The sequence below is a fragment of the Staphylococcus arlettae genome, from assembly GCF_002902345.1.
In the GTDB taxonomy this organism is placed as follows: domain Bacteria; phylum Bacillota; class Bacilli; order Staphylococcales; family Staphylococcaceae; genus Staphylococcus; species Staphylococcus arlettae.
In genome coordinates, this window is the sequence record NZ_PPQB01000018.1 from 143,126 (window position 1) to 150,653 (window position 7,528).

At 34.5% G+C, this 7,528-nt stretch carries 8 protein-coding genes; 3 read left to right on the forward strand and 5 right to left on the reverse strand.

Going from position 1 to position 7,528, the window contains the following annotated elements:
* Positions 1 to 3 precede the first annotated feature (3 nt).
* From CD036_RS08930 to CD036_RS08940, 3 genes are read right to left on the reverse strand one after another with little or no spacing between them, the layout of a single operon-like run.
* Positions 4 to 1,014 carry a protein arginine kinase gene (locus CD036_RS08930; protein ID WP_103388470.1) on the reverse strand — a complete coding sequence of 337 codons (1,011 nt, stop codon included), beginning with the start codon at positions 1,012 to 1,014 and terminating at the stop codon, positions 4 to 6.
* Positions 1,007 to 1,564, reverse strand: coding sequence for a UvrB/UvrC motif-containing protein (locus tag CD036_RS08935; RefSeq protein WP_103388471.1), 558 nt, complete (start codon positions 1,562 to 1,564; stop codon positions 1,007 to 1,009). The genes CD036_RS08930 and CD036_RS08935 overlap by 8 nt, the downstream gene beginning before the upstream one ends.
* An 18-nt stretch (positions 1,565 to 1,582) precedes the next feature.
* Positions 1,583 to 2,044, reverse strand: coding sequence for a CtsR family transcriptional regulator (locus CD036_RS08940; protein ID WP_103388472.1), 462 nt, complete (start codon positions 2,042 to 2,044; stop codon positions 1,583 to 1,585).
* 157 nt (positions 2,045 to 2,201) lie between these two features.
* Here CD036_RS08940 and CD036_RS08945 point away from each other — a divergent pair, with 157 nt between their 5' ends.
* Both CD036_RS08945 and CD036_RS08950 read left to right on the forward strand, forming a co-directional pair.
* Positions 2,202 to 3,416 carry a NupC/NupG family nucleoside CNT transporter gene (locus tag CD036_RS08945; RefSeq protein ID WP_103388473.1) on the forward strand — a complete coding sequence of 405 codons (1,215 nt, stop codon included), beginning with the start codon at positions 2,202 to 2,204 and terminating at the stop codon, positions 3,414 to 3,416.
* Between the two features lie 379 nt (positions 3,417 to 3,795).
* Positions 3,796 to 3,984, forward strand: a complete 189-nt coding sequence (locus CD036_RS08950) for a hypothetical protein (protein ID WP_002509397.1) — start codon at positions 3,796 to 3,798, stop codon at positions 3,982 to 3,984.
* Between the two features lie 114 nt (positions 3,985 to 4,098).
* Here CD036_RS08950 and pdxT read toward each other — a convergent pair whose 3' ends face one another.
* Both pdxT and pdxS read right to left on the reverse strand, forming a co-directional pair.
* Positions 4,099 to 4,674: a pyridoxal 5'-phosphate synthase glutaminase subunit PdxT gene (gene pdxT / locus CD036_RS08955; RefSeq protein WP_103388474.1), complete on the reverse strand. Its 576-nt coding sequence runs from the start codon at positions 4,672 to 4,674 to the stop codon at positions 4,099 to 4,101.
* A gap of 1 nt (position 4,675) precedes the next feature.
* On the reverse strand, positions 4,676 to 5,563 hold the full coding sequence (gene pdxS, locus CD036_RS08960; RefSeq protein ID WP_002509395.1) for a pyridoxal 5'-phosphate synthase lyase subunit PdxS: 888 nt from the start codon (positions 5,561 to 5,563) through the stop codon (positions 4,676 to 4,678).
* 97 nt (positions 5,564 to 5,660) lie between these two features.
* Between pdxS and pdxR the strand changes: the two genes are divergently transcribed.
* Positions 5,661 to 7,034 (forward strand): MocR-like pyridoxine biosynthesis transcription factor PdxR, encoded by a 1,374-nt coding sequence (pdxR, locus tag CD036_RS08965; protein ID WP_002509394.1) that lies wholly within the window; start codon positions 5,661 to 5,663, stop codon positions 7,032 to 7,034.
* The last annotated feature ends 494 nt before the right edge of the window (positions 7,035 to 7,528 follow it).

The window sequence follows — 7,528 nt, forward strand, 5'->3', positions numbered from 1 at the left end:
CTCCTATTTTATATATGTTCTCAAGATATCAGCTCTTTTTTCATTCACTGATTTTTCATCTTCATCATCTATTAAAAATGGTGATTGAATGGCAATCATCAGCTCATTGAACTTAAAATCTTCTAATATGATATATCCTAAATCTAAGCCTAATTTAACTTCACTTAATCTAAACGAAGCTTCTTCCATTGATATCAGTCTACTATACTTTAAGATTCCTAACGAACGATATACTCTATCTTGTGTTTCAACGTAATTATGACGATTTAACTGCTCTCTAATTTGCAATTCTTCATTAATAATTTGTTGTACTACTTCAGTTAAACTATCGATAATTTCCGCTTCTGTTTTACCTAACGTTAATTGGTTAGATACTTGATAGATGTGACCATATACTTGTGAACCTTCACCGTATATCCCACGCATTGTAAATCCAAAGCGATTAATAGTCTGTGCAATGCGGTTCATCCTTTTCATAATGGATAACCCAGGTAAGTGTAGCATCACGCTAGCACGCATTCCTGTACCAATATTCGTCGGACATGTTGTTAAATAACCTAAGTTTTCATCAAAGCTGATGTCTAACTTAGCATCTAGCTGATCATCAATTTGTGAAGCTTTTTCAAACAATGATTGTAGTGATAAATCATTACCCATTGCTTGAATACGTAAGTGATCTTCTTCATTCACCATTAAACTTAATGATTCATCTTCATTTAATAATACTGCTGCCGCTGGTTGTTTAATTAATTCAGGGCTAATAAGATGTTTCGCAACGAGTTTAAATTTACTGCGCTGATCCATTTGATCTAAATGTTGCACTGCTAACTCGGGAAGCGCATCTTGAACTTCATTAACTACTCTATAACCTTCTTGTTCAGATGGAAACATTAACGGGTGTACGTGATTTTCCAAATTTCGTGCCAACCTAATCCTCGATGACATAATGACTGGTGATTCAGTACCTTCACGCATCCACTCACTCATATGTGCATTTAAGTCTTTATTACTCATCACGTGACACCTCGCTATCTCTGTCTGCTTTTAATGCTGTGATTTCATCTCTGACAACAGCAGCTTCTTCAAAGTTTTGCTCTTCAATTAGATGTGTTAAATAGTTGTTTTTTTCTTCTATTTGTTTTTTTAACGCTAATTTTTTATGGGACGAATGAGGTGTTTTACCTGTGTGTTCAAATTGACCCCCTTGCACACGTCTTACAATATCTACAATATCTTCTTTAAATGTATCGTAACATTGTGCGCAGCCAAACTTACCTACATGTGCGATATCACGTAAAGACATTTGACATGTTGGACAACGTTTAGCTTCTTTAATCGTAATTTCATCAAAATTGATACCGTGTTTAGCTGCTAAGTGTTGTAATATTTGTTTTACAACAAAGGCACCTTCTATATCATCTTGTTGTTCTACTTGACTATCTTGTGTCCAAGGGTTGTTCCCTTTAGCGCAAGTGGTACATACCCATTTTTCTTGAATACCGTCTTTTCCTTTTACTGCTACCTTCACTTCGGCTTCATTTAAATGACAATTCTCACACAACACGGTAATCACCTCGCTCTTTTAATAATAATTTATGATCGGTAATAGTCTTTTCATAATATTAGCTCTAATAATATCACGTGCTACTACATCCATTTTTAATGTTTCTCTATCTACTACTGCATTAATCATTTTAGCTTCTCTATCGCTAATATAACCTTTTTCTAATAAGCCATCTACAATATAGTACGCTTGTTGTTGAGATATTGAAGGACCAATAATTTGGAGTAGATGATTAATATATCCGCTTGCGTCATTATTTTCAATTTTTGTGATTCGAATATAGCCTCCGCCACCTCGTTTACTTTCAATTTCATAACCATGTTTATTCGTAAAACGTGTTTTAATTACATAATTGAGCTGCGAAGGCACACAATCAAATTGCTGTGCTACATGTGCACGCTGAATTTCTACAGCATCTTCATTGGAGTCTTCAAATAACTTTTTAATGTATTGCTCTATGATGTCAGACATATTGTGCATGATTATCACCTCTTTTTGACCTTCTTTGACTATATTATATGACCAACTTTGACCTTTTTCAACCAATATGATTTAAAAATTTAAAAAATCCATGTTACTTATATAACTTTTATTGTATTATAGATATTAAGAAAAAATTAAAGGGATGAAAAACAATATGCATATTATTATTGGCTTAATTGGTATCGTAGTATTTTTAGCACTTGCCGTTGTGTTTAGCTCAGACAGAAAAAATATACGTTGGAATTATGTCGGTTTGTTACTTGGAATACAGTTAGTTTTTGCTTTTATCTTACTTAAAACAAAATTTGGTATTACTGTTATTAGTGGTATTTCAAATGGTTTTAATTATCTATTAGCACAAGCAGCAGAAGGGGTAAATTTTGTATTTGGAGGATTTGAATATATAGATCCTGAAAACCCTCCATTCTTCTTTAATGTTTTATTACCTATTGTGTTTATTTCAGCATTAATTGGTATCTTACAATATACAAAAATTTTACCATGGATTATTAATGTTTTAGGATTTCTTATTTCTAAAATCAATGGCATGGGACGATTAGAATCATACAACGCAGTTGCCGCTGCTATTTTGGGACAATCAGAAGTTTTTATATCACTAAAAAAAGAATTAGCATACATACCTAAACAACGTTTATATACATTAACAGCTTCTGCTATGTCTACAGTATCAGCGTCTATCATTGGTGCGTACTTTGCATTAATCGAACCTAAATACGTTGTTACTGCAGTAGTCTTAAACTTATTCGGTGGTTTTATTATCGCTTCTATCATCAATCCATATCGTGTGGATGAAAAAGAAGATAAATTAATTGTGCAAGAAAGTGAAGCTTCAAAACAGTCATTCTTTGAAGTATTGGGAGAATACATCTTAGACGGATTTAAAGTTGCTGTAATCGTTGGTGCAATGTTAATAGGGTACATTGCTATAATCGCTTTACTTAACGGACTTGTTGCCGGTATCTTCTCAGGCTTGTCAGGTGGACAAATTGATTGGGACTTCCAAACAATTATCGGTTTTATCTTTGCGCCATTTGCATTTTTAGCTGGTATTCCTTGGAGCGATGCAGTACAATCTGGTTCTGTTATGGCAACAAAACTACTATCCAATGAATTTGTTGCGATGCAAAGTTTAAGTAAAGTTAAAGGTATGAGTGAGCATGCTAAAGGTATCGTTTCAGTTTTCTTAGTATCTTTCGCCAACTTCAGTTCAATCGGAATTATTTCCGGTGCAATTAAATCATTAAATAACGAAAAAGGTGACATGGTAGCCCGCTTTGGTTTGAAATTATTATTCGGTGCTACATTAGTTTCATTCATTTCATCAGCAATCGCAGGCTTCTTTATTTAGTGATACAATTTAAAATAGCTTAAATCAATTTTTTACAACAACAAACCTAACAAACACACTCATCGCCTAATATCGTTGAGTGTGTTTTCATTTTAAATAGGTGTAGCATATTAAAATGTTGCCACTTGTAAATTTACATCTAAACATGTATCATTCAATAAGTAGGTGCATTTATTCATACCTATGAACAAGAAGTGCAGTATCAAATTTTAATTCAAAGGAAGTAACACAATTTATACAATGTAACACTCTAACTTACAGCTATAGTTCGTGTACTTTCGCTTTTGTTTTATAGCTATTAAGCACTACAATTAGTACTTTAAATTGACACAATACTCAAATACTGCACTGATTATTATATATTAAGGGGAGATGTTCCATGAAAATGGCTCATGACGTAATTAATTTTGATTCACGAGAAGATTTTGAAATTCAAGTACAAAGGGAATTGGAATTTTCATCCAAACGTAAAAAGAAAATAATTAAACAAGTGGCATCTTTAACATCTGTATTAGTTGCAGGAGCTACGACATCATTTGTTCTTTATAAAAAATATTCAGCAGCATAAAAAATGTAAGGACCTAGAACATATTGCAATGTTCTAGGTCCTTTTTTATTTATACTCTTCTAACATGTTATTTCACTATGATATAAAGTTTTGTATGGACTTAAATACATTTTGTCATACTTGGTGTGTTTGTTGTCCTTGCACAATATGGTCAATGAAATATTGTGTTACTCGGTAATCATCCGTCAATTCTGGATGGAAAGATACTCCTAAATACTGCCCTTCTTGTACCGCTACAATTTTCTCACCTACTGTACACAGTACGTTTACGCCTGCTTGCACTGATTCAATATGTGGTGCTCGAATAAACACACCCTCAATATCTTTAGCAATCCCACGAATATCCAATTCAGCTTCAAAGCTATCTACCTGACGCCCAAATGAATTACGTTGTACTGAAATGTTCAACTTGTTTAAATAACCACTTTCACCAACAATATCGTTAGCTAAGACAATTAAACCTGCACAAGTACCAAACATTGGCAATGTTGATTGTTGTAGTGCTTCTTTAAATCCATACAAGTCCATTAGACGACGCAATGTTGTCGACTCACCACCAGGTAGTATTAAACCGTCTATCTCATCTAATTGATCTACACGTTTTATGGCTACACCTTCATGTCCACTCAGTTCGATGTGACGAATATGTTCTCTAACTGCACCTTGTAATGCCAGTACGCCAATTTTCATATTACCAACCACGCTCTTGCATACGTTCTTCTAAAGAAAGTTGATTTATATCTAAACCTTTCATAGCAGTACCTAGCTCTTTTGATAAACGACCAATTAATTCATAATCTTGATAATGTGTTGTCGCTTGAACAATGGCTTTTGCGAATTTTTCAGGGTCTTCTGATTTAAAAATACCTGAACCAACAAAGACACCATCAGCGCCTAACTCCATCATTAAAGCAGCATCTTGAGGTGTTGCTACACCACCCGCTGCAAAGTTTACAACTGGTAAACGTCCATTGTCTTTAATTGATTTTAATACTTCATATGGTGCACCAATATTCTTAGCTTCAGTCATGATTTCATCATCATTCATTACAGTTAAACGACTTACTTCTGAATTAACTTGACGAATATGTCTAACTGCTTCCACTATATTACCAGTACCTGGTTCACCTTTAGTACGTAACATCGCAGAACCTTCACCAATACGGCGAGCTGCTTCTCCTAAGTTACGACAACCACAAACAAATGGTACTGTGAATTGATCTTTTAATAAATGATATTCTTCATCTGCAGGTGTTAACACTTCAGATTCATCAATGTAATCTACGCCCATTGATTCTAAAACACGTGCTTCTGTAATATGACCAATACGTGCTTTAGCCATTACAGGGATAGACACTGCTTCCATTACTTCTTCTACAATTTTTGGATTAGCCATTCGTGCTACGCCACCAGCAGCTCTAATATCAGAAGGCACACGTTCTAAAGCCATTACAGCAACTGCGCCTGCTTCTTCAGCAATTCTAGCTTGTTCTGCATTAACAACGTCCATAATAACGCCGCCTTTTTGCATTTCAGCCATTCCTCGTTTTACTCTATCTGATCCAGTAATTTTTGACATATTACTTACCCCTTTTCATAGTTGATTAAATTCATTTTAAGAGATAAACTGGTATTTAAAAAGGTACAATTCTCAATAAAATTAAGGGGTCAGTTATATGCCGAAACAACCGCTTTACCTCAATCTTTATGAAACTTTAAAACAACAAATCATTGAAGGTCAATATCATGCTGATGATAAATTCCCTTCTAAACGTGCTTTAGGTGCACATTTGTCAGTCAGTAATACTACTATCGAACATGCCTATCAAATTTTATTAGATGAAGGGTTTATTTATGCTAAACCGCGTTCTGGTTATTATGTGTCAGATATTGAATCTTTACCTGTTATTTATAAAAATGATACACCACAACCTCCCCATGTCGATAATCAAGAAAAAAACGAAGAGACTATACATCACAAATACGCTTTTAATATGGCAGAAATTGACGCTGAATATTTTCCAATGCAACAATTTAGACGACATGCGCGTGATATCTTTGAAGATGATCAACGTGCTTTGCTACAACATCGTGATTCACAAGGCTTAAAAGAATTAAGACAAGAAATAGCACATTATTTATTTAATAGCCGTGGCGTGACCAGCCATCCAAATCAAATTATTATCGGTTCATCGACTGAACAACTCATTAATTTATTAACAGATATCTTAGATGATCAATCATTTATTATAGAACAACCTAGTTATCCTCCAATTAAGCAAGTGTTGGATAAAAAACAAATACCTTATTTACAAGTTCCTGTTACACCTACTGGAATTGATATTGACGCATTTAAACAAAGTAAGCATCATGTTGCCTATGTTACGCCATCCCATCAGTTTCCAACTGGTTATGTCATGAACCTAAAAAAAAGAACCCAACTGATTCATTGGGCTCAAAAAGATGACAATCGTTATATTATTGAAGATGATTATGATTCTGAGTTTCGTTTTTCCGGGAAACCTATTCCGGCCTTACAAAGTCTAGATACTAAAGATAAAGTGATATATATTAGTACTTTCTCGAAATCTTTATATCCGAGTTGTCGAATTGCATATGTCGTTCTACCTAACCCATTACTCACACGATATCAGCAACTTCCGTACAAAGAAGGTAATACCGTACCAATGCATTTACAACAATTAGTAGCGAATTTCATGCACTCTGGCAGCTTTGAACGTCACCTTAATAAAATGAGAACTGTTTATAGTGATAAGCTCAAATTTATTTTAGAACGACTTAAACCCTATGCAAACCAATTACAAATTGAAGGCGCATTAACAGGAATGCATTTTACCTTAACTATTACTAACGGTAGCACATTAGAAGAATGCTTAAAACAAGCGTCTGATCACCAAGTAAAGGTCGTTCCAATGAACCAATATAATCCAAAAGAGACACAACCCAAATTTATCATTGGATTTGGAGGTATACCAAAAGCAGCACTCCAAAGTCATACAGATGCATTAATTAATGCCTTTGTAAAATAAAATTAGTAGTACTTTACATGTAATGCATTTAAAGTAGTACTAATGCAATTGCTCCAGCAATTGTATACCTTTTTACCTCGTAACTTTCTACTTTTATAATAAAGACCTTACGGTCTAGTTTGTATATTTTTCAACATAAAAAAAGAGACCTCTCGGTCTCGGCTCTAAAGTAGTACTTTGCATGTAATGCATTAGTACTACTTATGCAATTGTTTTAACAATTGTATACATTTGCCTGGCAACGTCCTACTCTAGCGGGATGTTAACCACTACCATCGGCGCTAAGGGCTTTCGGCTTGTGGCAAGCGTTCGCATCTATCCTCTTTCAACTTGCTCCTGACTTGCTTACCTCTCGTAAGCGCGTTGCGTCACAAGTTTCATTCGTCAGCTTCAATCGCTTTCACTTCGCCTCGTTTCTACTTTTATAATAAAGACCTTACGGTCTAGTTTGTATATTTTTCAACATAAAAAAAGAGACCTCTCGGTCTCGGCTC